Source organism: Streptomyces sp. NBC_00876 (assembly GCF_045207435.1).
GTDB lineage: Bacteria > Actinomycetota > Actinomycetes > Streptomycetales > Streptomycetaceae > Streptomyces.
In genome coordinates, this window is record NZ_CP108800.1 from 7,406,824 (window position 1) to 7,432,850 (window position 26,027).

Genomic DNA, 26,027 nt, shown 5'->3' on the forward strand with positions numbered 1-26,027 from the left:
GCACGTGACGGAACAACCGCAGCCCTTCCGCGACCCGCAGCTGCCCTTCGCCAAGCGCATCGACGATCTGCTTCAGCGGCTCACCCTCGACGAGCGCATCGCGATGCTGCACCAGTTCGCACCGGCGGTCGACCGGCTCGGTATCGGCGCCTTCCGCACCGGGCAGGAGGCCCTGCACGGCGTCGCCTGGATGGGCCCGGCGACCGTCTTCCCGCAGGCCGTCGCGCTGGGCGCCACCTGGAACGGTGAACTGGTGCGACGCGTCGGCGAGGCCGTCGGCAACGAGGTGCGCGCCAAGCGGGCCGAGGACGACCGGGTCGGGCTCAACGTCTGGGCCCCGACCGTGAATCTGCTGCGCAACCCGCTGTGGGGGCGTGGCGAGGAGGGGTACTCCGAGGACGCCGGCCTGACCTCCGCCATCGCGGTCGCTTACACCCGGGGACTGCGCGGCGACCACCCGCTCTACTGGCGGACCGCCCCCGTCCTCAAGCACTGGCTCGCCCACAACAACGAGACCGACCGCGACACCGCCTCCTCCTCGGTCCGCCCCCGGGTCCTGCACGAGTACGACCTCAAGGCCTTCCGCGACGCCGTGCGGGCGGGCGCCGTGGCCGGTGTCATGCCCGCGTACAACTTGGTCAACGGGCGCCCCAACCACGTCTCCCCGCTGCTGTCCCAGCAACTGCGCGCCTGGACCGACCGGTCCCTGGTGGTCTGCTCCGACGCCGGGGCGCCGTCCAACCTCGTCGACTCCGAGCACTACTTCGACACCCACGAGGAGGCGACGGCCGCCGCCCTGCGGGCCGGCGTCGACAGCTTCACCGACCACGGCCAGGACCCCACCGTCATGACCGGCCGCATCCGAGGCGCCCTGGAACGCGGCCTGCTCGACGAGCACGACATCGACACAGCCGTCCGGCGCCTGCTCGGACTGCGCTTCTCGCTGGGCGAGTTCGACCCCGGACTCGACCCGTACGCGGACACCGCCGACTTCGACACCGAGGGCCACCGGGCCCTCGCCCTCGAAGCCGCCGAGCAGGCCGTCGTCCTGCTCAAGAACGACGGGCTGCTGCCGCTCGACCCGGGCGCGGGCAAGACCGTCGCCGTCGTCGGACTGCTCGCGGACGCCTGCAAACTCGACTGGTACAGCGGCACGCTCATCCACCGCTCCACCCCGCTCGACGGGCTCCGCGCACGCTTCGGCGCGGAGCACATCGTCTTCGCGGAGGGCGCCGACCTGGTCCGGCTGAAGTGCGCGGACGGCTGGCTGCAGATCCCCGCGGCGGACGAGAGCCGGGAACCGGTGCGCGGCGCGGAAGGCGCCCTCGACCCGGCGCTGCTCGCCGGCCGCACCGACCTGCCCCCGCTGACCTGCGGCAGTGCTCCGTCGGAGCTGGCGCTCGTGGACTGGGGCAACGGCGTCATCACCCTGCGGGAACCGGCCGGCCGCTACCTCTCGGTCGCCGAGGACGGCTATGTACGCGCCTCCGCGGACGAGCCGGGCGGCTGGATCGTCCAGGAGACGTTCCGGTGGGAGGCGGTGGAAGGACACGACGGCGGGCACCGCCTTCTGCATGTGGGAACGGGTGGGTATGTCTCTGTTGCCGCCGACGGCGTAAAGGTTGCCGCCGCGGGCGAGGAATCCTCGCTGCCCGCCGCGGTCTTCGAGATCGAGCTGACCGAGCGCGGCGAGGACGCCGTGGCCCGCGCCGCCGCGGCGGCCGACACCGTGATCGTGGTGGCCGGCAACGACGCCCACATCAACGGCCGCGAGACCGAGGACCGCACCACCCTCGACCTGCCCGCCCAGCAGGAACGCCTCTGGCGCGCCGCCCACGCCGCCAACCCGCGCACCGTGCTGGCGGTCACCTCCGCCTACCCGTACGCCCTCACCGACGCGGCGGCCACGCTCCCCGCACTGCTGTGGACCGCACACGGCGGACAGGCCGCCGGAACCGCCCTCGCCCGCGTCCTGGCCGGCGACGTCTCCCCGGCCGGCCGGCTGCCGCAGACCTGGTACACCAGCGACGCGGAGCTGCCCGGCCTGCTGGACTACGACATCATCGGCTCCCGCCAGACCTACCTCTACTACGAGGGCAACCCGCTCTACCCGTTCGGCCACGGCCTCTCGTACAGCGACTTCACCTACAGCGCGCTGACCGCCGAGCGCGAGGGCGACCTGCTGCACGTGTCGCTGACCGTCACCAACACCGGCTGCGCCGCCGCCGACGAGGTCGCCCAGCTGTACGTACGGGCGGTGGCGCCGTCCGTCGTCCGGCCGCTGCGCCAGCTCGCCGGCCACCGCCGGCTGCACCTGGCGCCCGGCGCCGCGGAGCGCGTCGGCTTCACCGTCGCCCTCTCCGAACTCGGTCACTGGGATGTGGCCCACGGCCGCTGGACCGTCGAACCCGGCGCGTACGAGATCCAGGCCGGGGCCTCCAGCGCGGACATCCGGCTCACCGCCGTCGTCACCGTGGACGGCGAACCCTCCGGACCGCGACCCGTCCTGGCCCGTGGTCTGGAGGCCGCCGACTACGACGAGCAGCTGGCCACCGAGATCGTCGACCGGGCGAGGACGGACGGCGACGCGGTCACCGCCGTCGCCGGGCGCAACGAACTCCTCTACCGGGACTGCGACTTCGGAGCCGGTGTGCAGGAGGTCGAGGTGTCCGCCGCGGGGGAGGGGGACGTGCTGATCACCGTCGACGGCACCACGGTCACGGTGCCGGTCCCCGCCACCGGCGGACCGTACGACTACCGCACCGTGCGGGCCGGACTGAGCGCCTCCGGCACCGGCGACCTGCGCATCACCCTGCGCGGCACGGTACGCCTGGCCCGGGTCGCCTTCACCGGGGCCGCCTTCACGGGGGCCGGCGAATGAACCGGACGACCGTCCCGCGCACCTCTGTCCCTGTCCCTCCCCCTCCGGTTGCCCCCGGCAAGGAGTCCGCATGAAGTTCACCGACGGCTTCTGGCTCATGCGCGAGGGCGTAGAAGCCTCCTACGCGACCGAGATCCGTGACCTGCGGGTCGGCGCCGACCGGTTCACCGCATACGCGGCGGTCAAGCACGTCGCCGGACGCGGCGACACCCTCAACACCCCGCTCATCACGGTCGACTGTTTCTCCCCGGCCGAGGGCGTCATCGGTGTGCGCGCCACGCACCACGCCGGAAGGGTCCACCGCGGGCCCGACTTCAGCCTCCCCGGACTCGACCCGGCAGCCGCCGGCGCCCGCACCGTGCAGGACGGCCCGGTCACCGAACTGACCAGCGGACCGCTGACGTTGCGCATGGACGGCGACGGCCCCTGGGGACTGACCTTCCTCGACGCGGACGGCCGCCGCCTCACCGGCGTCGACGCCAAGGGCACCGCCTTCGCCACCACCCCCGACGGCGCCCACCACATGGTCGCCCAGCTCGCCCTGGACATCGGGGAGAACGTCTACGGACTCGGCGAGCGCTTCACCCCGTTCGTCAAGAACGGCCAGAACGTCGACATCTGGCAGGCGGACGGCGGCACCAGCAGTGAACTGGCCTACAAGAACATCCCGTTCTACCTCTCCTCGCGCGGCTACGGCGTCTTCGTCAACCACCCCGGCAAGGTCTCCTTCGAGGTCGGCTCGGAGTCGGTCGGCCAGGTGCAGTTCAGCGTCGAGGACCAGTCGCTGGAGTACTACATCGTCGCCGGGCCGACGCCCAAGGAGGTGCTGGCCCGCTACACCGCGCTGACCGGCCGCCCCGCGCTGCCGCCGGCCTGGTCCTTCGGGCTCTGGCTCACCACGTCCTTCTGCACCTCCTACGACGAGGAGACCGTCACCTCGTTCGTCGACGGCATGGCGGAGCGCGGCATCCCGCTGTCCGTCTTCCACTTCGACTGCTTCTGGATGCGCGAGTACCAGTGGTCGGACTTCCTGTGGGACCCGGAGGTCTTCCCCGACCCGGAGGGCATGCTGGCCCGGCTCAAGGAACGCGGGCTGCGGATCAGCATGTGGATCAACCCGTACATCGCCCAGAAGTCCGCCCTGTTCGCGGAAGGTGCCGAGCTCGGCCACCTGGTGCGCCGGGCCGACGGCGACATCTGGCAGTGGGACCTGTGGCAGCCCGGCATGGCCCTGGTCGACTTCACCAGCCCCGCGGCGCGCGAGTGGTACAACAGCAAGCTCCGGGTCCTGCTCGACCAGGGGGTCGACTGCTTCAAGACGGACTTCGGCGAGCGCATCCCCACCGACGTCGTCTGGCACGACGGCTCCGACCCGGAGCGGATGCACAACTACTACGCGCAGATCTACAACCGCACGGTCTTCGAGCTCCTGGAGAAGGAGCGCGGCCACGGCGAGGCGGTGCTCTTCGCCCGCTCGGCGACGGCCGGCGGCCAGCAGTTCCCGGTGCACTGGGGCGGCGACTGCTTCGCCTCGTTCACCGCGATGGCGGAGTCGCTGCGCGGCGGGCTCTCCCTCTCGCTGTCCGGGTTCGGCTTCTGGAGCCATGACATCGGCGGCTTCGAGGGCACCCCCGACCCGGCCGTCTTCAAGCGCTGGCTCGCCTTCGGCCTGCTGTCCTCGCACAGCCGGCTGCACGGCAACGTGTCCTACCGGGTGCCGTGGGCGTTCGGCGAGGAGGCGGTGGACGTCGCCCGGAAGTTCACCCTGCTCAAGCACCGGCTGATGCCGTACCTGTACGGGGCGGCCGCCACCGCCCACCGCACGGGCATCCCGATGATGCGTCCCATGCTGCTGGAGTTCCCGGACGATCCGACGACCCGGATGCTGGACCGCCAGTACATGCTGGGACCGGACCTGCTGGTCGCGCCGGTCTTCACGCAGGACGGGCAGGTCGAGTACTACGTCCCCGAGGGCACCTGGACCGTCCTGCTGACCGGCGAGACCGTCACCGGGCCTCTCTGGCGCCACGAGACCCACGGCTTCGACAGCCTGCCGGTCCTGGTGCGCCCCGGCGCGGTGCTTCCCTGGGGCGCGGACGACCGGCGCCCCGACGGCGAGTGGCTGGAAGGACTCACCCTGCGGGCCTTCGCGGGAGCTGCGGAAGGCGCCGTCACGACGGTCACGGTCCCGGACCTGACGGGCGCGACCGCCGCCGCCTTCCGGGTGACCCGGGACGGGGACACCCTCACCGTCACGTCCGAGGGCACGGACCGCCCGTACCGCGTGGTCGCGGAGGCGACAGGAGCCACGGGGGAGGGGACGGGCACGGTCACGGCGGACGGCGCCTGAGGAGCCCGGGGCGGGGTGCCGGAGCCGTTCCTCACGGCTCCGGCACCCCGCCCTCCGCCCTCGGCGGGGTCAGTGCGTCGCGCGGGCCAGGGCCCGGTCCGCCGCGCCCCGGGACGTGTGCCACAGCGTGGTCACCGGCTCCCACACCCGGATCCCGCGGTCCATGCCCACGGCCGCCGCGCCGAAGGTGACCCCGTAGTGCGCGGGGTCCGCCGCCACGGACAGGCTGCGGACGACATGCCCCCGGGTAGTACCCCGTGCCGCCGTACGGACGGCCGCGTACCCGCGCTCACCGGGTGAGAGCACATAGGAGCCGCTGGTCGCCGGCGGTACGGGCTCGGCCGAGCCGTCGAGGCCCCGGAACGTGATCGTCGGGATGCGGTCCACGACGCACGCGCGGCCGCCCCGGTTGGTGACGGTGATCCGGGCCGCATCGCGCTGTCCGCCGGGCGAGGCGGAGATCCTGAGGGCCTTCTCCTGGCAGTGGGCGGGGCGCTTCGACGCCGCGGTGGTGGCGGCCGTGCCGGTGGTGGCCGAGGCCCCGGTGGCCGTCAGGGCCAGGGCGGCCGTCGCGGTGAGCGCGGCGGTGAGAGCGGAGCACAGACGCATGATGTTTCTCCCCTTGGATCGACAGCCTGCGGTCGTGGCCGGAACACCCCCGGTGGCCCACGTGGTCCCGGTGGCCGGTACGGCCGACACGGACATTCTGTGCTTTATGTGCGATTCATGGCGATAGATCCGACATATCGGTTCGGCATCTGTCGTGCGATGCGATGCGGTGCGGCGGAATCCGGCGCGGCCCGGCGCGGCGAGATGCCGTGTCGAGCCGCGCCGCAGGCCCGCAGTCGCCCGTGTGCCTCCTGGGCGGCCTGCGGGCCCGGGCTTCCGTCAGCCGCCGATCGAGGCGAACGTGACCGTGACCGGAGTCTGCTGGATGCCGGTGTTACCCACGTGGAACGCGTGCCCCAGGAACGCGGAGTCCGAGATCGAGTTGCCGCTGATGGTCTGGGTCGCGGTCGTGCCGTCACCGTTGCCGTTACCGGCGTCGCCGTCCGCCGCGGCCGTGCCGGCCAGGCCGATGATCGCGACGACGGCGAGCGCGGGGAGTGCGAGAGCAGTGCGCATGCGCATGGTTGCTGTCCTTGGCTAGGGGGGTGGGGTGCTGCTCGGTCAGCAAAGCGACCGGGCCGCGGAATCGCCCCCATTCACCCGTACCTTGGCGCGCCGCCCCCACGGCTCCCGCGCCCGTTACCGCGCCCGGACCGTGGCCATCACCTCGCGGTCCGGCTGCAACGTCAGAGTCGGCACGGGATTGACGGTGCCCGGATCGACCTCCAGATCGAACCGGCGCGCGAGCACCGCCAGGATCAGCACCGCCTCGACCATGGCGAACCGGGTCCCCAGGCAGACCCGGGGTCCGCCGCCGAACGGGAACCAGGCGTACTCCGGGATCTCGTCGCCCGCGTCCGCGTCCCAGCGCTCGGGCCGGAACTCCTCCGGCTCGGGGAACCACCGCTCGTCGCGGTGCGTGGCCCACTGGCTGGTCCACACCCTGGTGCCCTCCGGTACGGGTACGCCACCGATTCGCGCCCCGTCCTTCGCGACCCCGGTGATCAGCCAGATGGTCGGGTAGAGCCGCAGCGTCTCCTTGATCACCGCCTGGGCGTACGTGAGGTGCGCGTAGTCGTCGAACCCCGGCTCGCGGTCGCCGAGCACCCGGTCCAGCTCCTCGGCCAGTGCGGCCCGTGCTCCGGGGTTGCCGGACAGGAGGTACCAGGCCCACACCAGCGTCGAACTCGTCGTCTCGTGGCCGCCGATGTACAGGGTGACCGTCTCGTCGCGGATCTCCTGGTCGGTGAGGTGCGCGCCCGTCTCGTCGACGGCGGTGAGCAGCCGGCTGAGCAGGTCCGGGCGTTCGTCCCCGCCGTCGCGGTGCCGGGCGACGACCCGTCCGACCTCGGCGTCGATGACCGCGGCCGCCTTCTTGATCCTGGCCCGCCCCGGGGTCGGGACCCAGTCCGGCAGCAGCGCGCCGATGCCCGCGAACTCCTTGCCGATCTCCGCCTGCGCCACATCCATGGCCCGGCCCATCGCCTCGGCGTCGGCGGGGGTGTCGACGCCGAAGATCGTGCGGACGGCGATCTTCTGCGTCAGGGCCGCCATCTCCCGCTTGATGTCGATGCGTTCGCCGCCCGACCAGGTGTCCGCGAGCTCCACCGTGCTGCCCGCCATCGTCGCCGCGTACGACCGCACCTGCTTGGGCCGCACGGACGGCTGCACGAGCGAACGCTTGCGCCGCCAGTCGGTCCCGCGCGCCACCACGACGCCGTTGCCCATCACGGTGCGGAACGCGATGCCGAGGGCCGGCTGGTCGAAGCTGCGTTCCGTCTCGGTGAGCAGTTCGCCTATGCACTCCGGATCGGCGATGAACATGCAGGAGTTGGGGCCGAAACGCCACTGGACCATGTCCCCGTGGCCGCGCAGCCGCTCGAAGAACGCGAGGGGGTTCTTGCCGAACTGCGGCATGTTCCCGAGGAACGGCAGGCCCTTCGGGCCCGGCACGATCCGGTGGCTGCGCGGCTCGGCATCGAGGGCCGGGCCGGTCTCCGTGGACATGGAAGGTCTCCGCTCTGACGGTCCGGCCGGCCGTTGACTCGCCACCGGCCTTGTGGAGTAGGTGAGTTGTCGAGAGTAGCCGGGACATGTCATGGGTGGCGGGGTGGCCCGGTGACGCGTCGTACGGATCCGGCCACGGCCCGCACTGCCGCTTGGGGTGTTCAGTATTTGCCTAAATGCTTTAGGCAAATGCATGATGGGTGTTGTCGAACAAGGAGAAGGCAATGGTGCGTGCGGGACTGACCCCGAAGCGGCTGACCCGGGCCGGGGCGGAGCTGGCCGACGAGGTCGGCTTCGACCAGGTGACCGTTTCGGAGCTCGCCCGGCGGTTCGACGTCAAGGTCGCGAGCCTGTACTCGCACCTGAAGAACTCCCACGAACTCAAGACCGGAATCGCCCTGCTGGCCCTGGAGGAGCTTGCCGACAGGGGTGCGGCCGCACTCGCGGGGCGAGCCGGCAAGGACGCCCTGTGCGCTTTCGCGGACGTCTACCGCGACTACGCCAGGGAGCACCCGGGGCGTTACGCCGCAGCCCAGTTCAGGCTCGACCCGGAGGCGGCCGCCGCCAGTGCGGGCGGCAGGCACGCCCAGATGACCCGGGCGATCCTGCGGGGCTACGACCTGACGGAACCGGACCAGACACATGCGGTCCGGCTTCTGGGCAGCGTCTTCCACGGCTACGTCAGCCTGGAGATACAGGGCGGATTCAGCCACAGTGCGCCCGACTCGCAGGAATCCTGGACGCGGGTCCTGGACGCCATGGACGCGCTGCTGCGGAACTGGCCCGCACCCTGACCGCATTTGCCTACCGGCCGGCGGCTGCCGCCCCGGTGAGACCGAAGACCTCAGACGTACCGAGCAACAGGCAGAGACATGCGCAACGAGCCCGACCTGATCACCACCCCGATCACCGCTGACCTCCTGCGCGGTGCCCTCGACCTCGAAAGCACCGCACACGGATTGCGCCCGCACCGGCTGCCCGCATGGGCCCGCGCTCAGTACTCCGACGGCCAACTGGCGATGGCGGAGGCCCAGCCCTCGGGCGTACGGCTGGTGTTCCGCACCCGTGCCACCGTTGTCGAACTGGACGCCCTGCGCACCAGGACGGCCTACCTGGGCGCACCGCCCCGGCCGGACGGCGTGTACGACCTGCTCGTCGACGGCCGCCTCGCCGGAGCGGCGGGCGTCACCGGCGGGAACGTCCTCATGGTGGACATGACCACCGGGTCCGCGGAGACCCGGCCCGGCCCCGTCGGCACCGTCCGGTTCCCCGGACTGCCCGAGGGCGTCAAGGACATCGAGATCTGGCTGCCGTACAACGAGACCACCGAGCTCGTCGCCCTGCGCACCGACGCCCCCGTCGAGCCCGCACCGGACCGGGGCCGCAAGGTGTGGCTGCACCACGGCAGTTCGATCAGCCACGGCTCCGACGCCGCGAGCCCCACGACCACCTGGCCGGCACTGGCCGCCTCCCTCGGCGGCGTGGAACTCATCAACCTGGGCCTGGGCGGCAGCGCCCTGCTCGACCCGTTCACGGCCCGCGCGCTGCGCGACACCCCCGCGGACCTGATCAGCGTCAAGATCGGCATCAACCTCGTCAACACCGACCTGATGCGGCTGCGCGCCTTCACCCCGGCGGTGCACGGCTTCCTCGACACCATCCGCGAGGGGCACCCCACCACGCCGCTCCTGGTCGTGTCGCCCATCCTGTGCCCCATCCACGAGGACACCCCCGGCCCGAGCGCCCCGGACTTCAGCAGCATGGGCGAGGGACGGCTCCGGTTCCGGGCCGCGGGCGACCCGGCGGAACGGGCCGCCGGGAAGCTGACCCTCAACGTCATCCGGGACGAACTGAGCCGACTCGTGACGCAGCGCTCGGCCGGCGACCCCAACCTCCACCACCTCGACGGCCGCAGCCTCTACGGAGAGCAGGACTTCGCCGAACTCCCCCTGCCGGACGGGCTCCACCCGGATGCCGCCACCCACCACCGCATCGGCGAGCGCTTCGCCACCCTTGCGTTCACCGCCGACGGCCCGTTCGCCGCGGGTCGCACCGCCTGAACCGACGGCCGGCCGTTCCCGGTGGCGCGGCAGCCGGCGCGCGGGCGGGCCGGAGTATCCGGAGCGGACCGCCCCCGCCCGATGGGAGGATCCGGCCATGGACACCGACCCCCTCATGGCACGGGCCCGCCTCCTGTGGGAGTCGCTGGCCGGTGTGCCCGTGTCGTTCGCCGCGGCCGGCGGTCCGGCCGTGGTCACGGCTCCCGCATCGGCGCTGTGCCCGCCGGGCTGGGTGGGCATCGTGCTGCTCGGGGACGCGGCGGTCGTCACCGCGCCCACGGACGGCGTGGCGGGCGCAATTCGCCGTGCCCTGGCCGGTGTCCCGGCCCCGTCGCTCACCGACCCCGGTGCGATGGCCCGGGCGTGGCCGGTCGCCGAGGTGCTCGGGCCCGCCACCCTCGCCTATCTGTCCGCCGACGACTTCCACCCGTCGCGACCGGGAGGCGCCGAGGCCGACCGCCTGCCCGCGGGCCATGGAGATCTCCTGCGGCTGCTCGCTTCGGTGAGCGAGGAGGACGCGGGGGAGTGCGGCCTCGACGAGATCACCTCGCCTGCGTTCGTCGTACGGGACGGAGCCGCGGTGGTCGCGGCGGCGGGATACCGGGACTGGCCGGGGGACACCGCCCACCTGTGCGTTCTGACGGCACCTCATGTGCGGGGCAGGGGGCTGGCCCGGCAGGTGGCCTCCGCCGCGACCGCGCACGCCCTGGCAGCCGGATGCCTGCCGCAGTGGCGGGCGAGGCCGGCGGCGTCGCGCGGCGTGGCCAGGGCTTTGGGCTTCCGGGAGCTGGGCACCCAGTTGAGCGTCCGCGGGACTCAGAGCCCGACGATCAGCTGAATGCAGACGATCTTCACGAGAATGGCAAGGGCGAAGAGCGTCGAGTACCCGTTGTTGACGCGGCTGTCGCTGACCCGGCTGTTGGCGTACGCGGTGATCGCGGGATTGCCCACGTAGCCCGAAAGCAGCCCCATCGTCCGTTCCCTGCTCTGCCCGAGCAGCTTGGCGACGATCACCATCAGCGTGTAACTGACCACCGCGCCGATCACCAGGACGGCCACCAGCTTCAGACCGAACACGGAGAACGCGTTCTGGCGGAAGGAGTAGCCCGAGGTGAGGCCGACGACCGCGAGGAAGAGCAGCAGACCGATCTGGCGCAGCGTGAGGTTGGCCCGGGTCGGCAGGGTCCACACCAGCGGACCGGTGCGCCGGCGCCAGCCCAGGATCATGCCCATCACCAGCGGCCCGGCGCCCGTGCCGAGCGCCAGGGTGGTGGAGCCGACGGTGAGCGAGGGGATGGCGATGAGGAAACCGAGGGTCAGGCCGAGCCCCAGGCTGACCGCGCTCACCTCGCTGACCTTCGCCTCCGTGTCGCCGAGGTACGTGGAGACCTCGGTGATCCGTTCGCGCGGCATCACCACGCGTACCCGGTCGTCCAGCTGGAGCACCAGGTCGTCATGGGCGAGCATGTCGAGGTCTCCGCGGCGGACCCGGCTGACGGCGGCCCCGTAACGCTCGCGCAGACCGAGCTCGGCGATCGTGTGGCCGGCGAGCTCCGGATTTGTGAGCAGGACACGGCGGTAGTCGACCGTCCTGCGGTTGTCCAGCAGATGCACCGGGGCGGGTGAGCCCAGGTGCTCGGTCGCGGCGCGCACGTCGTCCTCGCCGCCGACCAGCACGACCAGGTCACCGGGGTCCAGCCGCTCCAGCCCGTGCGCCACCCGTACGTCGCCGCCCGACGGGCGGTACTCGCTGGCCAGCACCCGGTGGTCCGCGACGCCCGGCACGCCCGCCCAGTCCGTCCCGCGATCCACCTGGACCGTACGGGTGACGAGCACCGGCGGCAGCCCGGGGTCGGGGTCGCGGCGCGCCACCCAGCTGCGGCGGGCCGCGATCGCGGAGACGAACATGATGGTGATGACCACCGCGAGCGGATAGCCGATCGCGTACCCGACGGCGGGCTGGGACGGATCCGTCGAGGCCTCCTGGGCGGCGGCCAGCCCCGGCGTGGTCGTGCCGATCCCCGCGTACCCGCCGGCCAGGAACGGTCCGCTGATTCCGAACCCGCGGTGTCCCACGTAGCCGACCACGACCGCGGTGAGCGCGAGCGCGACCACGGCGCCCGCCATCACGGGCAGCTGGCTGCGCAGTTCACGGAAGAAGGCGGGCCCGGACTCCAGGCCGACCGTGTACACGTACAGGGCCAGACCCAGTGCCGAGACCCCGGTGGGGACGGCGGGCGCGATGTCCTTGTCGAGCGCGCCGACCAGCAGGCCGACGAAGAGGACACCGGCGGCGCCGAGTCTGACCGGGCCGAATCTGACCATCCCGAGCAGGGCGCCCACGGTGATCACGGAGAACACCGCCACCCAGGGATTGTCCGCGAAGAACTGCCACACGGTGCGGGCCTCCCGTGGCGAAGAGCGGGCTTTGCCTGACCGGGCCATGATCTTCGAGCCGGCGGGAGGCTGCCACTCGGGAACATCTGACCGTGCGTCGGTGCACCGCCGGGCGGGCGGGGACGAGCCCGCCCGACGGTGGCCCGCCGTCAGACGCCCGGCGGGACCCGGGACGGGCGGCCGTGGCCGCGCGTCAGGGAGTAGCCGAAGACGGCCGCGAACGCTGCCAGCACTCCGCCGCCGACGGTCCACAGCCAGCGGTCGGTCCACCAGCCCGACGCCCAGCCGTCCTCGGGCTCGCTGCCGAGCGCGACCGGGGCGGCCGACGCTCCGTCGGCGGCCTGTTCGGCCGAGGACACACCGGGAACCAACGGCTTGGACAGGCTGCCGTCGACGTCCGCCGAACCGCCCTGGCCGGCCGCCGTGACCTCGACCTCGGTCTGCACCGGCAGGCCGAGGTCCGCCGAGGGCAGGTCGACGACCGTGAGGCGGACGTAGTAGCTGCCGGGCAGCGGGTCGTTGGCCCACGGCTCGGACAGGGCCCGGACGGTCCGCAGCACACAGGTGAGCTCGACCGAGGCGGCGTCGGCCGTGGCCTTGCCGGTCTGCTTGCCGTACATGCAGGCCTGACGGCGGCGCAGCCCGTCGTACACGTCGACCTGCCAGGTCGAGGCACCGTGCCGGGTGGCGCTCTCCGGCAGGGTGACCTTCGCCCTGACCGTGGCCCGCTGGCCGGCGTCGGCCGGGAAGACCCAGTACAGGTAGTCGCCGGTGGCGGCTCCGGCGGTGGCGGTCTGGTCCTGCTGGATCGCCGTGGCGGTGCGGAAGGTGGTGCCCGCCTCGGTGGGGCCGGACCCGTCGCCGGAGGCGCTCGGGCTCGGCGACGGGTCGTCCGCGACGGCGGCCTCGGCCCCGCTCAGCAGGGCGAGACCGGTCAGCAGCGCACCCGCGAGTACGCGTCTTGTACGGGACATCAGTTGGTCCTCCAGACAGCGACGCGCCAGCGCGAGATCCAGCCGGTCAGCAGGCCCGCGATCAGTCCGGTGAGGACGAGCACGCCCAGCAGCCACCAGCCGTGGCCGAGGCCGAACGCCGCGGCGTCGGCCGACGTGTCGGGGGCGTCCACGAGATCGACGGTCAGTTCGAGCGGCATACCCGTGGCGCTCTTCACCGAGGCGGCGGCCGAGAAGGAGTTGCTGACCTGGAGGCAGACGGTCTCGGCGGCCGGCTTGACATCGCCGTCCGTGTCCTCTTCGGCCTTCGGGTAGCGCAGCCCGGACGAGATCGCGTCGGTGCGTCCGGTACCGGACTCCGAACCTCTGACGATCTCCCGGCCGCTCAGCGTCACCGCACGCAGCAGCATGCCGTAGTCGTTGTTGACGGCGCGGTCGGCGAACACGCTCACCGAGGCGCGCAGTTCCTGGCCGGGCAGCACGTCGACCCGGTACCAGCGGTGCTCGGCGATCTTCTCGCGGTCGGTGTAGAGACCGGGCTCCAGCTTCGGGGCACCGGTGCAGCTGCCCGCACCCTCGGTCGCGACCGGGGTGACGACGGGCTCGGCCGCCCGGTCCACCAACTGCTTGACGCGGCCGGAGAGTTCATCTGTGTGCTGGACAGCCGTGTAGGTGCCGCCGGTGGCTTCCGCGATACAGGTCAGCTGCTGGCGGATCTTCGCGTTCGGCACCAGGCCGAGGGTGTCGATGACCAGGTGGATGCCGCGCGCCGCGATGTCACGGGCGACCTCGCACGGGTCGAGCGGGCCGCAGGTGTCCTCGCCGTCGCTGATCAGCACGATCCGGCGGGTGGAGTCGCCGCCCTCCAGATCGTCTGCGGCGCCCAGCAGGGCCGGCCCGATCGGGGTCCAGCCGGTGGGGGCGAGCGTGGCGACCGCGGTCTTGGCCTCGGTACGGTCCAGCGGGCCGACCGGGTAGAGCTGCTTGGTGTCCTTGCAGCCCACCTTCCGGTCGTCGCCCGGGTAGTCGGCGCCGAGGGTGCGGATGCCCAGCTGCACCTGCTCGGGCACCGCGTCCAGGACCTCGTTGAACGCCTGCTTGGCCGCGGTCATACGGGACTGGCCGTCGATGTCACGGGTCCGCATGGAGCCACTGACGTCGAGCACCAGCTCGACCTTGGGGGAGGCTTTGGTGGGGGTTTCATCGGCCGAGGCGGGGAGCGCCGAGCCGAGCCCGGCGGTCAGGGTGGCGAGCAGGATGCCCACCCCGACCGTCAGCCTTCTTCTTATGATCATCGCCGGATAGTAGTGAACATCAGTTCGCTATCCAAAACGGCCGAGGACCGCCGCGCGCACCGGTGCGGTGCGTGCGGCGGGACATGACAGACGGTCAGTTCCGTTGGCCGGCCACGCCGGTCGCCCCCAGCAGCGGTTCCGCCGCGCTCTCCAGCACCGAACCGACCCGCTCCCAGGTCGTCAGGTCCTTTTCCACCGCCTCCAGTCGAAGGTCCTCGCCGGTGTCCCACCCCGCGGCGATCGCGACCGGGTCGACGCCCGAGGCCGCTGCCGCGGCGAGCGCCGCCGCGCCCAGGGCGACCAGTTCCCCGCCGCCCGGAACGGTCACCGGGCGCCCCGAGAGGCGCCGTACCGTCTCCACCCACATCTGCCCCCGGGCGCCGCCGCCGATCAGGCGCAACGGCCGGGCCGCCACCTCGGGGTCGTCCGGGTCGAGCCCGCAGGCGCGCAACAGGGTGTCGAGCGCGCGCAGCACGGTCACCACCGCGCCCTCGTAGGCGGCTCCCAGGAGCTGCTGCGCCGTGGTGTCGTGCCGCAGGCCGGTGAGGAGGCCGGAGGCGGTGGGCAGGTCGGGGGTGCGTTCGCCGTCCAGATAGGGGAGGAGTACGGCTTCGCCGCCGGGTTCCGCGTCGTCGCGGTCCAGGCCCAGCAGGGCGGCGACCTTGTCCACGGCGAGCGTGCAGTTGAGGGTGCAGGCCAGTGGGAGGTACGTACCGTCCGCCGCCGCGAAGCCGGACAGTCCGGGCGAGGCGGGCCTGGCCCGGGAGGCGGCGAAGACCGTGCCCGAGGTGCCCAGGCTCAGGACCGGGTGGTCGAGGAGTCCGGCGCCACCGAGCCCGAGGCCGACGGCGGCGCTCATGTTGTCGCCGGTGCCCGCCGCGACGGCGATCCCGGCGGGCAGCCCGAGTGCCTCGGCGGCCGCCTCCGTCAGCGAGCCGATCCGGGCCGCGCCGCTGGGCGCCACCTCCGGCAGCAACGACGGGTCGATGGCGAGGAGCTCGAGCAGCTCCGGGTCGTAGGCGCCGGTCGCGGTGGAGTACCAGCAGGTGCCCGACGCGTCGCCGGGGTCGGTGAAGGCGCGGCCGGAGAGCCGCTCGGTCAGGAAGTCGTGGGGGAGCCGGATCGCCGCGGCCGCGGCGGCGGTCTCCGGTTCGTTCTCCCGCAGCCACTGCCACTTCGACGCGGTCATCGAGGCCACCGGGACCGACCCTGTGCGTGCCGTCCAGGCCTCGGCCCCGCCCAGCGCGGCGGTGAGGGCGGCGGCCTGCGGTGCGGAGCGGGTGTCGTTCCAGAGGAGGGCCGGGCGCAGCGGGCGGCCCGCACCGTCGAGGACGACCAGTCCGTGCTGCTGTCCGGCGACGGCGATCCCGGCGATGTCCTCGGCGGCGGCGCCGGACTCCTTCAGCCCGGCGGCGACCGCGTCTCGCAGTGCCTGCCACCACACCTCGGGGTCCGTCTCGCGGGCGCCGTCCTCGCCGGTGACGACGTGCGGGGCGCGGCCGACGGCGAGCAGCCGGCCGGTGGCGCTGTCGACGAACGCAGCCTTGGTGGACTGGGTGGAGCTGTCCACACCGATGACGACCGTGTGCGGCGGCATGGCTGACCTCATTCTCTGCTTCAGGAATCTCTGCTTCAGGGGGTTCCCGGGCCCGCGGACTCCCGTCCGGCGTCCCGCCCGGCGGTTCCTCGCGGTGCCGGGATTTGATCGTACAGAAAACAAATTACGCGCTCGAACCCGTCCGGAACAGGGGTCGCTCCGGAATTCCGGTGGCGGGGGGTTTCGTGACCGGGGTGGCCCGTGCATGATTAGTCATGACAGTGAACAAATTGAGGTTCGGCTGCCCGACCGGCTGCTGGCCCATGGCACCGAAGGCGGCTGGACCATGACGGAACGCTTCGCACCCACCCCGCAGGACAGGTTCACCTTCGGCCTGTGGACCGTGGGCTGGCAGGGGCGCGACCCGTTCGGCGACGCGACCCGGGAGCCGATCGACCCGGTCGAATCCGTACAGCGGCTCGCGGAGCTGGGTGCGTACGGTGTGACCTTCCACGACGACGACCTGATCCCGTTCGGCTCGACGGACTCCGAGCGCGAAGGCATCGTGAAGCGGTTCCGGCAGTCCCTGGACGCCGCAGGGCTCGTCGTGCCCATGGCGACGACGAACCTCTTCACCCACCCCGTCTTCAAGGACGGCGGCTTCACCTCCAACGACCGCGACGTCCGCCGCTTCGCGCTGCGCAAGGTCATCCGCAACATCGACCTCGCCGTCGAGCTGGGCGCCGGGACGTATGTCGCCTGGGGCGGGCGTGAGGGTGCGGAGTCCGGCGGCGCCAAGGACGTACGGGTCGCACTGGACCGGATGAAGGAGGCCTTCGACCTGCTCGGCGAGTACGTCGTCGACCAGGGCTACGACCTCAGGTTCGCCATCGAGCCCAAGCCCAACGAGCCGCGCGGCGACATCCTGCTCCCGACCGTCGGCCACGCCCTGGCCTTCATCGAGCGCCTGGAGCGCCCGGAGATGTACGGCGTGAACCCCGAGGTAGGCCACGAGCAGATGGCCGGACTGAACTTCGCCCACGGTATCGCGCAGGCCCTGTGGGCCGGCAAGCTCTTCCACATCGACCTGAACGGCCAGTCCGGCATCAAGTACGACCAGGACCTGCGCTTCGGCGCCGGCGACCTGCGCCAGGCCTTCTGGCTCGTCGACCTGCTGGAGAACTCGGACTACACGGGTCCGCGCCACTTCGACTTCAAGCCGCCGCGCACCGAGGACTACGACGGTGTCTGGGCCTCCGCCGCGGGCTGCATGCGCAACTACCTGATCCTCAAGGAGCGGGCCGCCGCCTTCCGGGCCGACCCGGCCGTGCAGGAGGCGCTGCGCGCGTCCCGTCTTGACGAGCTGGCCCAGCGCACCGCAGAGGACGGCGTGGCGGGACTGCTGGCCGACCGCTCGGCGTTCGAGGACTTCGACGTGACCGCCGCGGCGGAGCGCGGCATGGCGTTCGAGGCCCTGGACCAGCTGGCGATGGACCACCTGCTCGGGGTCCGCTGACGCCGCGCTGCTTCAAGCGGCGGCAGGGACACGCCCCGGCGTGTCCCTGCCGTCCGCTCTGCCCCCGGGCCTGCGCGTCCGGGCCCGCCGGCCGCGTCCCCGGCCTTCACAGGGCGCTGCACCCGGGCGCGCTCAGGCCGTGGCCCGCCCCGCGTACGCCACCGGGTCGGCCAGTACGTCCGTCATCACCAGCGCCGCCGCGCCCCGGGCCGCGTCACCCGCGCCGGACGAGGCCCGCAGCCGGCCGCTGCCCGGGGACCAGAGCCCGGACACGACCCGGTCCGTCAGTTCCTGGTCGGCGGGCGGCGAGAGCCACGGCATCAGGTTGCGGTAGATCCCGCCGAGCACCACGGCGTCGGGGTCCAGCAGGTTCACCGCGCCCGACAGGACCCGCCCCAGCATCCGGCCGGCCTCCGCGACCGCGTTCACCGCCCGCGCGTCCCCCGACCGGACACGCCGCTCGAGTTCGGACACCCCGATCCCGCTGCCGGTCTCCTCGATCCCGGCCGCCCGCAGGAGCGCCGCCTGGCCCGCGTACTGCTCCAGGCAGCCGCGCGCCCCGCACCGGCACTGCGGTCCGTCCGAGTCCACGACCACATGGCCGATCTCCCCGGCGAAGCCGTGCGCCCCGCGCAGCAGTTCACCGTTGATGACCACGGCCCCGCCGACGCCGATCTCACCGGTCAGATAGAGGAAGTTCCGGATCCGCTCCAGCCCGCCGAACCACAGCTCGGCCAGGGCCGCGAGATTGGCCTCGTTCTCCGAATTCACGCTCAGTGCTTCGTGACCGGGGCGCTCGGCGGCGAGCGACGCCGCGAACAGGTCCTCGGCCGGGACCTGGTTCCAGCCCAGGTTCGGCGCCTGGCGCACCGCGCCGCCCGAGACCAGCCCGGGCAGTGCGAGGGCCACACCGACGGGGAACAGCTCCTGCTCGCGCGCCGACTCCAGGGTGCGCGCGGCGATCCTGGCCGCCCGCGCCAGCACCTCGGCGGGCGGCGCGCCCCGGTTGTCGAGATGCTCGGTGAGCCGGACCCGGCCGGTACCGGCCAGATCGACGACACACACCGACACGTAGTCGATGTTGACCTCGACCCCGAGCCCGGCCGGCCCGGTGCGGGCCGTCTTGAGGGCGGTTCCGGGGCGGCCCGCCTGGCCGCTGAACGTCTTGCCCGACTCCGTGAGGAATCCGCTGTCGATCAGCTGCTCGACGAGCGAGGACACGGCGGCCCGGGTCAGTCCCACCCGCGCGGCGACCCCGGCCCGGGTCGCCTCGCCCTCGCCCTCGTCACGGACGGCGCGCAGCACGAGGCTGAGGTTGCTGCGCCGGACGGTGTCCTTGTCGGCCTTGGGCCCCAGCGGCGTGAGGTTGCTCTTCATATCGCTCCCGAGCCTATGCGATCCCGTACTCCAGTACGGTCGCGATGCCGATGGACCGGGCCCCGGTCCCGCCCTGCGCGCAGGAGCGTGACCGGGGCCGGGCCGGGGGTACTCAGGAGGCGGCTCCGCGCTCCTTGAGCATGTCCGCCATGAGTGCGATCTCCGACTGCTGGCCCAGCACCATGCCCGAGGCCAGGTTCCTGATCTCGGCGGTGCCCGCCGCGTCGGCGGCGGCCTGCGCCATCTCCGCACCGGCCCGGTGGTGCTCGGTCATCAGCCTGAGGAACCGCACCTCGGCGTCCTTCCCCTTCGCCGCCCGCAGCGCATCGAGTTCGGCGTCCGTCGCCATGCCGGGCATCAGCGCGCCGTCGCCGCGCGGGGTGACGGCATGGCCCATCCACCCCATGGGCGGCCCGGAGGAACTCTTCGCACGGCCCCACATCTCCAGCCAGCCCAGCATCATGCCGCGCTGGTTGGCCTGGGTGTTGATGATGTCGAACGCCAGCCGGCGCACCGCAACGTCGGAGGTGCGGTCCCGGACGATGAACGACATCTCGACCGCCTGCTGGTGGTGGACCGCCATATCGCGCGCGAACCCGACATCGGCCGAGGCCTCGGCGGGAGCGGCCGTGGACGACGCGGCGGCGGGGGCCGACGAGGAGGGGCGTACGAGCATCAGCACGACCAGGCCGAGCGCCAGCAGCAGGACCGCCCCGCCGGCCAGGACCATCGGCCGTGACGCGCGCGCCGAGGACGTCACTTGGCGATCCCGCCGGAGCAGGCAGCACCCGGCTCAGGAGTCTGCGGGCCCTGGACGTACTTCGTGAAGAACTGCGCCACCCGGGCGTCGGCCGCACTCTTCACGGTCAGCTGCTTTCCCCAGGCGCTGAGCATCAGCGGGGCGCCCTGGTCCTCCACCGGGCTCATCAGGGAGTACGGGGTGGCCGACACCCGTTCCGTGAGCTTCTTCAGGTCGGCGGGCTTCGCCTTGCTCGTGTACGTCACCCAGACGGCGCCGTGCTCCAGGGAGTGGACGGCGTTCTCCTTCGGTATCTCCTGCGTGTAGACATCGGCGTCGCAGTTCATCCACACCGGGTTGTGGTCTCCGCCGACCGGCGGGTTCATGGGGTAGTCGACCTTCTTCTGGACGTGGTTCTGCGCGAGCTTGTCCCAGCTCTTCTCGCCCTGGACGGGCGAGGACTTGGCGGCCGTCTCGGCCTTGTCCTGTTCGTCGGCGGCGTTCATCAGGTAGCCGCCGCCCACGACGAGACCGGCCACGACGGCGACGGCCGCGCTGATCGTGATGATGCGGCTGCGGCGCTCGCGGGCCCGCTCCTTGCGGCGGGCCTCCTCCAGCTTGGCCCGGCGGGCTGCGGAAGGGGTGTTCTGCTTCTTGACGGAGGCCATGGCTGGTCCTTCGGTTCGGTCACACGGATGGGTTGCGGGCACACGGAACCGCCCTCGGACATCCGAGGACGGCGGCGGTGTCTAGATCCGTTGAACCTGAAGGCGTAGCCGGTCGACGTCGCCCACCGCGTCGTTCGACGGGCCGCGGATCGCGGCCGCCCCGGTGAGCGGGCCGGGCGGGAGAGCCGCGGTGGCGCAGGGGAGCGCGGCCGGTGCCGGCTGGCCGGGCAGCACGACCGGTGCCGAGTGCTCCGAAGCCCCGTGGCAGGAGCTCCCGATGCCGCGGTCGCCCGGGGCATCGGCCACCACGATCCGCGCCGCTGCCGCGGGCGTGGGGGTGGCGGCCCGGCCGGCGGCCGGCGAGGCGGTGGCGTGATGCGGGGACGAGGGCCGCGCGGACATGGGCTGCGCGGATGTCAGCGAACAGCACGACACCATGGCGAGCAGGACGAGCACCCAGCCGAGCAGCACCGACGCGCGGGTGCTCCGCAGCCGGTCCGTCCGTGCGCTCAGCCAGTTCATCCCGGACATCGTACGGGGTCTGTGAAGTTTCAATGAGTGCGGGACTGACTCCGGTCGATCCCGGTTCATCCGGCGAACCCGGTGAACCTGTGGATCGCGCGCGAAGGGGTTCCGCTGTCGGCGCGCCGGGATAGTGTGCCCCGGTGACAACGCAATCGAACGTATCTGCGGGCTGGTATCCGGATCCGCACGGCGCACCCCAGCTGCTGCGCTACTGGGACGGCTCCCAGTGGACCGAGCACACCAATCCGGCCGACGGCCGGCAGCAGGCGCCCGCGCAGGTCCAGCAGCAGGCCCCCGCGCAGGTCCAGGTCCCGCAGCAGCAGTTCCAGCAGCAGGCGGCCCCGCAACAGCAGGCGGTCCCGCAGCAGCAGTTCCAGCAGCAGGCGGCCGCCCAGCAGCAGCCTGCCGCCGTTCCGCAGCAGGGTGGCGCCCCCGGCGGGGTCTCGCTCTTCAACCAGCAGGTTCTGGTGGTGAACCAGAAGGCCAAGCTGATCGAGCTGACCAACGAGTACAGCGTCTTCGACCAGCACGGCAACACCATCGGCTCCGTCGTCCAGGTCGGGCAGGGCGCGTTCCGTAAGGTGCTGCGGTTCCTCACCAGCATCGACCAGTACCTGACCCACCGTCTCGAGATCCGCGACGGCTACGGTCAGCCGCAGCTCCTGCTCACGCGCCCGGCGAAGTTCATCAAGTCCCGGGTCATCGTGCAGCGTCCGGACGGTCAGTCCGTCGGCGAGATCGTCCAGCAGAACGCCATCGGCAAGATCAACTTCGCGATCATGGTCGACGGTCAGCAGATCGGTGCGATCAAGGCCGAGAACTGGCGCGCCTGGAACTTCGCGATCGTCGACCACAACGACGCCGAGATAGCCCGGATCACCAAGACCTGGGAAGGCCTCGCGAAGACGCTGTTCACCACGGCGGACAACTACGTGCTCCAGATCCACTACCAGCTGCCCGAGCCGCTGCTGAGCCTCGTCGTCGCGACGGCGCTGACTGTGGACACCGCCCTCAAGCAGGACGCCCGCGGCCTCGGCTGAGCCGGGGACCGTGCGAGCAACAGCCGGTGCCCCCACGCGATCGCGTGGGGGCACCGGCTGTTCCGCGGTGCCTGCTGTTCAGCCGGCCTCTGGATCCTGCCGTTCGTCGGGCGGTCCCAGCCTGGCGAAGACCGCGGCGAGGATCACCGCGGCCAGCGCACCGGCGGCGACACCGCTGCCGAAGACGGTCCGGGCCCACACCGGCAGTCCCGCGTACATCTCGGGTGCGAAGACCGGCAGCAGGCCGACACAGAGAGCCAGCGCGACGACGATGCCGTTCGTTCCGTGACTGAGGTTCTCGCGGCTGAGCATGCCGAAGCCCATCGTGGCGATCACCGCGTAGATGATCAGCCCCGCGGCGCCGACCACCGGCTCCGGGATCGCGGCGAGCAGCCGGGTGAGCGGCGTGATCAGACCGCACAGGATCAGCAGCACCCCCGCACCCGCCGTGACGAAGCGGCTGCGCACCCGGGTGAGCTGGACTATCCCGATGTTCTCGGCACTCGTCACCATCAGCGACGTACCGAAGATGCCCGCGCCCAGCGAGGTCACGGCGTCCGCGCGGGAGATCCGCGGCACGTCCCGCGCCGCGTCGGGCGTACGGCCCACCGCCTCACTGTTCAGGACGGTCTGCCCCGTCGCCTCCGCCAGCGAGGCCAGCGCGAAGACCAGCAGCGGCACGGCGGCCAGCAGATCGAAGTGCGGTGTGCCGTACGGGAACGGGTCGGGCAGCGCGAACGTGCTGCCCTGCGCCATGTGGAAGGCCGTGCCGGTCAACGCGGCGACCAGTGTGCCGCCCACGAGGCCGAAGAGCACCGACATCTGCCGCCAGACACCGCGCATGAACAGGAAGAACAGGGCCGTGATGCCGAGCGTGGCGAAGCCGAGCCCCGGCCCCGAGGCGATCATCGGTGCGGTGATCTTGATCATGTTGATCCCGATCAGGACCACCGTGGTGCCCATCACCAGCGGCGGGAAGAACCGCACGAGGCGCCCGTACAGCGGCAGTACGGCGATCAGGAAGACCGCTGCGATCAGCACCGAACCGGAGGCGGTGGCCGGCCCGTGCTCCTTGGCGACCTGGAGGAAGATCGCCACCGCCGCGCCGCCCGGCAGCATCAGGAACGGCAGCCGGGCGCCGATGCGCAACGCCCGCACGCCCAGCGACTGAAGCAGCGCGCCGACACCGCACAGTACGAGTGTCGCGCTGAGCAGCGACGCCGTCTGCGACGCCGTCAGGGACAGCGTGGTGCCGATCAGGATCACCGAGGAGACGGGGGCGGCGACTCCGGCGAGCAGATGCTGGAAAGCCAGCGGGACCAGCCGGTGGAGCGGGAGCCGCTCGTCGACCGGCGCGACGGAGGGAGCCGGAACTGCCCCAACGGCCGGGGCGGCCGTGTCGGGGACGGAGGAGGCCATGGTCCGGCTCAGCCCTTCGGGACGTCGAGCCAGGGGAGCTCCCCGGCCGAGTAGCGGTAGGAGCGGAACACGGCGTTGGGCTCGGACGGGAACAGCTTGCGCACTTCTTCTTCCTGGTAGCCGCCGAAGAACGGCACGATGTACTCCCAGCACAGATAGCCGTCCGCGGTCACCTCGAAGAGACGTCCCGCGGGTGAGTCCGTCACGAGCGTGTTCCCGTTCGGCAGGCGCTGGGCGCTGCCCATGAACGGGGCGAAGAACGACTCGCGTGCCGGGTCGTGGTACTCCCAGACAATGGTGCCACCCGCCCGCTCGATCTCGATGACCCGGCTGAACGGTACGTCCCAGTGCGGGCGGAAGACGCCGTTGTCGAAGACGAGGAAGTTGCCGTTCTCCAGCTCGGTCGGGCAGTGCTGCTGCGATACGGTGCCGGGCTCGCTGCGCCAGATGATCTCGCCGGTCTCCCGGCTGATGACGACCACGGCGGAGACGGAGCGGAAGCTCGCCAGGATGTTGCCGTCGCTGGTCGGCAGCACGCTGTTGATCAGCGGATAGTGCTCGCGCGAGTAGTCGGGGTGCAGCGGGAAGGCCTCGCGGTCGAGGTGCTCGGAGACCTTCCACTCCCACACGGTGTTCCCGTCGGCGTCCACCTCGACGATGGTGTCCGCCCACACGGTGCCGTCGGCCTCGGAGCCGGGCACCCCGCCCCGGACCGCGTCGGCGGCCTCGCCCGTCAGCGGCTCCAGCGCGGAGTACAGGAGCCGGCCGTCGCCGTAGTGGTAGGCGTCGTGGTGCTGGTAGCGGTCACGGTGCTCGCGCACGACCGTGCCGTCCGGGGTGATCTCCTGCATGATCCCGCCGCGGTACTTGTGCCACATGGGGAAGAGCGCCGGCTCGTCCGGGAGCACGCCGCTGTACGCGAGATTGCCGTTGGGCAGGATCCGGGCGTGCCGCCCCGGGCGGTGCGGGAGATTCCACTGGTGGACCACGTCACCGCGCATGTCGATGAGATAGACCTCGCCACCACCGGTCAGCGGGGCGAAGAGCGTGTAGCCGCCACAGCTGGCCTCCTCGTCCAGGGCCATGAGCCCGGTGCCGCGGCGTCGTCGCTGGTTCTGGTCCACGAGGGGCATGGATCGGTCCTCCCGGTTAACTTTATTAGGTGGGACTTAAAAGATTAACCGGCCCGGTAGGCTGCTCACCGCCCCGCCGGCTGTGGTGTGCGGCACGCAGGACACGGAGTGAGCGATATGAGCGAGGCGGACACCCCGCTGGTCGGCCCTGGTATTCGCCGACGGCGCCGCGCCCTGGAACTGACCCTCGCGGAGGTCGCGCGGCGGGCCGGCCTCTCCACCCCGTTCCTCAGCCAGATCGAGAACGGCCGCTCCCGGCCGAGCATGGGGTCGCTGCAACGCATCGCGGACGCGCTCGACACGACCGCGGTCCAGCTGCTGTCCACGGCGGAGGCGCCCCGCCCCGTCGACGTGGTGCGCGGCACGTCCGCCTCCGTCCGGGAGACCGGAGAGGCGGGCGGCGGTGACGGCCGGATGCGCCCGCTGGTCCGCGGACATCAGCGTCTGCACGCCCTGGAGTTCACCGGGGACCACGACTGGGGCCGTGAGTTCAGGCACCGCAACGACGAGATCCTGTACGTCGCCGACGGTTCGGCCGAGGTCGAGGCGGACGGCAGCTTCTACCGCCTGGAGCGGGGCGACACCCTCTACTGCGCAGGCGGCCTCGTCCACCGCTGGCGCCCGATCGAACCGGGTACCCGCGTCCTGGTGGTCGGCATCGCGGACCACGTCCAGGCGACGGACGAACAGGGCGGCTGACGGGACGTAAGGGGCGGACCCGTGTCCGCCGCCGCTCGCCACCCGGATCCGGCCGGTGTCGAACTGCCGTGAAATGATGCGCACATGCCGTACCTGGTGCCTCCGCTCATTCCGCCGGGCCGCCTCGCGAGCTCCGCGCAACCCCTCCTGCCGGTGGCCGACGGCCTGCTGTTGCGGCCCTGGCAGCACGCGGACGCTCCGGCGGTCGTCGCCGCCTTCGCCGATCCGGCCATCCAGCGCTGGCACGTGCGGCGGGCCGACTCCGAGGACGAGGCCCGCGACTGGATCGGGCAGTGGCGGGACGCCTGGCACAACGAGACCGCCGCGCACTGGGCCGTCGTGCGGCCCGGGGCCGGTGAGGACACCGCAGCGGACCAGGTGCTCGGCCGTATTTCGCTCCGTTCGATGATCCTCGGCATCGGACACGCCGAATGCGCCTACTGGACGGTGCCCGCCGCGCGCGGTCAGGGCGTGGCACCGCGGGCGACCGGCGCCGTGGCGCGCTGGGCGTTCGACGCGATGGGCTTCGAGCGGCTGGAACTCGTCCACTCGGTCACGAACGAGGCATCGTGCCGAGTCGCCCTCAAGTCCGGCTTCGCGCCGGAAGGAACCAGACGGCACGGGCATCTGCACGCCGACGGCTGGCACGACATGCACGTTCACGCGCGCCTGCGCGACGACAGCTTTCCGGGATGATGCGCACAGGCGGGCGCATCACCCGGTGCGCGGTGCCGTCCGGCCGTAGCGGAGGAGAAGGCTGACGCCCATGGCCGCCACGAGCCTTCAGGGGGCGGATGACACCCGGCCGGTGAACCGGCCGGG

At 72.0% G+C, this 26,027-nt stretch carries 22 protein-coding genes; 9 read left to right on the top strand and 13 right to left on the bottom strand.

Features of this window, described 5'->3' with window-relative positions; translation table 11 throughout:
• Positions 1-4: 4 nt before the first annotated feature.
• A complete protein-coding gene (locus OG782_RS32415; protein ID WP_406457109.1) occupies positions 5-2,881 on the top strand; it encodes a glycoside hydrolase family 3 C-terminal domain-containing protein in 2,877 nt (958 codons plus the stop codon).
• A 70-nt stretch (positions 2,882-2,951) separates the two neighbouring features.
• Entirely contained in the window at positions 2,952-5,231 is a 2,280-nt protein-coding gene (gene yicI, locus OG782_RS32420; protein ID WP_406457111.1) for an alpha-xylosidase, read from the top strand.
• Between the two features lie 69 nt (positions 5,232-5,300).
• On the opposite strand, the gene OG782_RS32425 is transcribed toward yicI, so the two are convergent.
• The 3 genes from OG782_RS32425 to OG782_RS32435 all read right to left on the bottom strand — a co-directional run bounded on the left by OG782_RS32425 (position 5,301) and on the right by OG782_RS32435 (position 7,847).
• The gene (locus OG782_RS32425) at positions 5,301-5,840 is read right to left on the bottom strand and encodes a DUF4232 domain-containing protein (protein WP_406457113.1); all 540 of its coding nucleotides are present in this window, start codon (positions 5,838-5,840) and stop codon (positions 5,301-5,303) included.
• A gap of 279 nt (positions 5,841-6,119) precedes the next feature.
• Positions 6,120-6,362 (bottom strand): hypothetical protein, encoded by a 243-nt coding sequence (locus tag OG782_RS32430; protein WP_406457115.1) that lies wholly within the window; start codon positions 6,360-6,362, stop codon positions 6,120-6,122.
• A gap of 117 nt (positions 6,363-6,479) precedes the next feature.
• Complete coding sequence (locus tag OG782_RS32435; RefSeq protein WP_406457117.1) at positions 6,480-7,847, bottom strand: cytochrome P450; 1,368 nt, start codon at positions 7,845-7,847, stop codon at positions 6,480-6,482.
• Between the two features lie 224 nt (positions 7,848-8,071).
• Between OG782_RS32435 and OG782_RS32440 the strand changes: the two genes are divergently transcribed.
• The 3 genes from OG782_RS32440 to OG782_RS32450 all read left to right on the top strand — a co-directional run bounded on the left by OG782_RS32440 (position 8,072) and on the right by OG782_RS32450 (position 10,745).
• Entirely contained in the window at positions 8,072-8,641 is a 570-nt protein-coding gene (locus tag OG782_RS32440) for a TetR/AcrR family transcriptional regulator (protein WP_406457119.1), read from the top strand.
• A gap of 78 nt (positions 8,642-8,719) precedes the next feature.
• Positions 8,720-9,907 (top strand): GDSL-type esterase/lipase family protein, encoded by a 1,188-nt coding sequence (locus OG782_RS32445; RefSeq protein ID WP_406457121.1) that lies wholly within the window; start codon positions 8,720-8,722, stop codon positions 9,905-9,907.
• Between the two features lie 97 nt (positions 9,908-10,004).
• Positions 10,005-10,745 (top strand): GNAT family N-acetyltransferase, encoded by a 741-nt coding sequence (locus OG782_RS32450; protein WP_406457123.1) that lies wholly within the window; start codon positions 10,005-10,007, stop codon positions 10,743-10,745.
• On the opposite strand, the gene OG782_RS32455 is transcribed toward OG782_RS32450, so the two are convergent.
• From OG782_RS32455 to xylB, 4 genes are all read right to left on the bottom strand, one after another.
• A complete protein-coding gene (locus OG782_RS32455) occupies positions 10,724-12,274 on the bottom strand; it encodes an aspartate:alanine exchanger family transporter (RefSeq protein WP_406457125.1) in 1,551 nt (516 codons plus the stop codon). The genes OG782_RS32450 and OG782_RS32455 overlap by 22 nt on opposite strands.
• 179 nt (positions 12,275-12,453) lie before the next feature.
• The gene (locus OG782_RS32460) at positions 12,454-13,278 is read right to left on the bottom strand and encodes a hypothetical protein (RefSeq protein WP_406457127.1); all 825 of its coding nucleotides are present in this window, start codon (positions 13,276-13,278) and stop codon (positions 12,454-12,456) included.
• Complete coding sequence (locus OG782_RS32465) at positions 13,278-14,552, bottom strand: VWA domain-containing protein (protein ID WP_406457129.1); 1,275 nt, start codon at positions 14,550-14,552, stop codon at positions 13,278-13,280. The genes OG782_RS32460 and OG782_RS32465 overlap by 1 nt, the downstream gene beginning before the upstream one ends.
• Before the next feature lie 94 nt (positions 14,553-14,646).
• The gene (gene xylB, locus OG782_RS32470) at positions 14,647-16,149 is read right to left on the bottom strand and encodes a xylulokinase (RefSeq protein WP_406457131.1); all 1,503 of its coding nucleotides are present in this window, start codon (positions 16,147-16,149) and stop codon (positions 14,647-14,649) included.
• Between the two features lie 286 nt (positions 16,150-16,435).
• On the opposite strand from xylB, the gene xylA reads away from it, so the two are divergent.
• Positions 16,436-17,605, top strand: a complete 1,170-nt coding sequence (gene xylA, locus OG782_RS32475; protein WP_406459392.1) for a xylose isomerase — start codon at positions 16,436-16,438, stop codon at positions 17,603-17,605.
• A 132-nt stretch (positions 17,606-17,737) separates the two neighbouring features.
• Here xylA and OG782_RS32480 read toward each other — a convergent pair whose 3' ends face one another.
• From OG782_RS32480 to OG782_RS32495, 4 genes are all read right to left on the bottom strand, one after another.
• Entirely contained in the window at positions 17,738-18,982 is a 1,245-nt protein-coding gene (locus OG782_RS32480; protein ID WP_406457133.1) for an ROK family protein, read from the bottom strand.
• A gap of 112 nt (positions 18,983-19,094) precedes the next feature.
• The gene (locus OG782_RS32485) at positions 19,095-19,712 is read right to left on the bottom strand and encodes a DUF305 domain-containing protein (protein ID WP_406459394.1); all 618 of its coding nucleotides are present in this window, start codon (positions 19,710-19,712) and stop codon (positions 19,095-19,097) included.
• Positions 19,713-19,738: 26 nt separating this feature from the next.
• Entirely contained in the window at positions 19,739-20,389 is a 651-nt protein-coding gene (locus OG782_RS32490) for a DUF3105 domain-containing protein (protein ID WP_406457135.1), read from the bottom strand.
• 81 nt (positions 20,390-20,470) lie between these two features.
• The gene (locus OG782_RS32495) at positions 20,471-20,911 is read right to left on the bottom strand and encodes a hypothetical protein (RefSeq protein WP_406457137.1); all 441 of its coding nucleotides are present in this window, start codon (positions 20,909-20,911) and stop codon (positions 20,471-20,473) included.
• Between the two features lie 143 nt (positions 20,912-21,054).
• Between OG782_RS32495 and OG782_RS32500 the strand changes: the two genes are divergently transcribed.
• Positions 21,055-21,954, top strand: a complete 900-nt coding sequence (locus tag OG782_RS32500) for a phospholipid scramblase-related protein (protein ID WP_406457139.1) — start codon at positions 21,055-21,057, stop codon at positions 21,952-21,954.
• Between the two features lie 78 nt (positions 21,955-22,032).
• Here the strand turns inward: OG782_RS32500 and OG782_RS32505 are convergent, their stop codons facing one another.
• Positions 22,033-23,373, bottom strand: a complete 1,341-nt coding sequence (locus OG782_RS32505; protein ID WP_406457141.1) for a uracil-xanthine permease family protein — start codon at positions 23,371-23,373, stop codon at positions 22,033-22,035.
• A gap of 8 nt (positions 23,374-23,381) precedes the next feature.
• Positions 23,382-24,506: an aryl-sulfate sulfotransferase gene (locus tag OG782_RS32510; RefSeq protein ID WP_406457143.1), complete on the bottom strand. Its 1,125-nt coding sequence runs from the start codon at positions 24,504-24,506 to the stop codon at positions 23,382-23,384.
• A gap of 117 nt (positions 24,507-24,623) precedes the next feature.
• On the opposite strand from OG782_RS32510, the gene OG782_RS32515 reads away from it, so the two are divergent.
• Both OG782_RS32515 and OG782_RS32520 read left to right on the top strand, forming a co-directional pair.
• Entirely contained in the window at positions 24,624-25,205 is a 582-nt protein-coding gene (locus OG782_RS32515) for a helix-turn-helix domain-containing protein (RefSeq protein ID WP_406457145.1), read from the top strand.
• 84 nt (positions 25,206-25,289) lie between these two features.
• Positions 25,290-25,901: a GNAT family N-acetyltransferase gene (locus tag OG782_RS32520; protein WP_406457147.1), complete on the top strand. Its 612-nt coding sequence runs from the start codon at positions 25,290-25,292 to the stop codon at positions 25,899-25,901.
• Positions 25,902-26,027: the final 126 nt, after the last annotated feature.

Coding starts and splice junctions, on each gene's coding strand:
- yicI (WP_406457111.1), top strand. CDS start 2,952: ATGAAGTTCACCGACGGCTTCTGGCTCATGCGCGAGGGCGTAGAAGCC.
- OG782_RS32425 (WP_406457113.1), bottom strand. CDS start 5,840: ATGCGTCTGTGCTCCGCTCTCACCGCCGCGCTCACCGCGACGGCCGCC.
- OG782_RS32430 (WP_406457115.1), bottom strand. CDS start 6,362: ATGCGCATGCGCACTGCTCTCGCACTCCCCGCGCTCGCCGTCGTCGCG.
- OG782_RS32435 (WP_406457117.1), bottom strand. CDS start 7,847: ATGTCCACGGAGACCGGCCCGGCCCTCGATGCCGAGCCGCGCAGCCAC.
- OG782_RS32440 (WP_406457119.1), top strand. CDS start 8,072: ATGGTGCGTGCGGGACTGACCCCGAAGCGGCTGACCCGGGCCGGGGCG.
- OG782_RS32445 (WP_406457121.1), top strand. CDS start 8,720: ATGCGCAACGAGCCCGACCTGATCACCACCCCGATCACCGCTGACCTC.
- OG782_RS32450 (WP_406457123.1), top strand. CDS start 10,005: ATGGACACCGACCCCCTCATGGCACGGGCCCGCCTCCTGTGGGAGTCG.
- OG782_RS32460 (WP_406457127.1), bottom strand. CDS start 13,278: ATGTCCCGTACAAGACGCGTACTCGCGGGTGCGCTGCTGACCGGTCTC.
- OG782_RS32465 (WP_406457129.1), bottom strand. CDS start 14,552: ATGATCATAAGAAGAAGGCTGACGGTCGGGGTGGGCATCCTGCTCGCC.
- xylB (WP_406457131.1), bottom strand. CDS start 16,149: ATGCCGCCGCACACGGTCGTCATCGGTGTGGACAGCTCCACCCAGTCC.
- xylA (WP_406459392.1), top strand. CDS start 16,436: ATGACGGAACGCTTCGCACCCACCCCGCAGGACAGGTTCACCTTCGGC.
- OG782_RS32480 (WP_406457133.1), bottom strand. CDS start 18,982: ATGAAGAGCAACCTCACGCCGCTGGGGCCCAAGGCCGACAAGGACACC.
- OG782_RS32485 (WP_406459394.1), bottom strand. CDS start 19,712: ATGGTCCTGGCCGGCGGGGCGGTCCTGCTGCTGGCGCTCGGCCTGGTC.
- OG782_RS32490 (WP_406457135.1), bottom strand. CDS start 20,389: ATGGCCTCCGTCAAGAAGCAGAACACCCCTTCCGCAGCCCGCCGGGCC.
- OG782_RS32495 (WP_406457137.1), bottom strand. CDS start 20,911: ATGAACTGGCTGAGCGCACGGACGGACCGGCTGCGGAGCACCCGCGCG.
- OG782_RS32505 (WP_406457141.1), bottom strand. CDS start 23,373: ATGGCCTCCTCCGTCCCCGACACGGCCGCCCCGGCCGTTGGGGCAGTT.
- OG782_RS32510 (WP_406457143.1), bottom strand. CDS start 24,506: ATGCCCCTCGTGGACCAGAACCAGCGACGACGCCGCGGCACCGGGCTC.
- OG782_RS32515 (WP_406457145.1), top strand. CDS start 24,624: ATGAGCGAGGCGGACACCCCGCTGGTCGGCCCTGGTATTCGCCGACGG.
- OG782_RS32520 (WP_406457147.1), top strand. CDS start 25,290: ATGCCGTACCTGGTGCCTCCGCTCATTCCGCCGGGCCGCCTCGCGAGC.